Source organism: Martinezella rhizogenes (assembly GCF_007002745.1).
In the GTDB taxonomy this organism is placed as follows: domain Bacteria; phylum Pseudomonadota; class Alphaproteobacteria; order Rhizobiales; family Rhizobiaceae; genus Agrobacterium; species Agrobacterium cucumeris.
The window spans coordinates 1-578 of sequence record NZ_SGNY01000027.1; the positions used below are offsets into that span (position 1 = coordinate 1).

The 578-nt window shown below is 61.6% G+C and carries 1 protein-coding gene; it reads right to left on the minus strand.

The window, feature by feature from the left end; translation table 11 throughout:
- Positions 1-39: 39 nt before the first annotated feature.
- The coding region (locus tag EXN68_RS27335) for an alpha/beta fold hydrolase (RefSeq protein ID WP_142843701.1) at positions 40-578 on the minus strand (539 nt) is incomplete at its 5' end.

The following is a 578-nucleotide window of genomic DNA, read 5'->3' on the forward strand; positions in this document are numbered from 1 at the left end:
TTCGAAACGTTCATTCTTGTCGATATGGTCCGCCATCGGTCAATGCTCCGGCAAGGTATTGAGAAAAATGCACGCCGCCTGCGCATAGGTGAGCGGCTGTTCAAGGCAGGGGATATGGCCGCAGCCGGCAATGGTGACGAAGCGGCTTGCGGGAATGAGATCTGCCAGCGACTGCACCAGTTCTGGCGGTGTCGAGCCGTCCTGATCACCCGCGACGCAGAGTGTGAGCACGGCGATGCGCCCGGCGGCTTCGGTAAAATCGGCATCGCGAATGGCGGCACAGGTGCCGCTGTAACCGGCTTCCGGCTGTTGCGAAAGCATGTTGCGCGCACCGGCATAGGTAGCATTGTCAGGCTGGCGAAACGCTGGCGTGAACCAGCGCTCCATGACGGGATCGACCAGCGAGACGAGGCCATCGGCGGCGATCTTGTCGATACGGGCGTTCCACATTTCGGCCGTGCCGATCTTGTGGGCGGTGTTGCTGAGCACGAGTGCGCGCACCAGATCGGGACGGCGGGCATAAAGCCCCTGTGCAATCAGTCCACCGACCGACAGGCCCCAGATGATGGCGCTTTTGA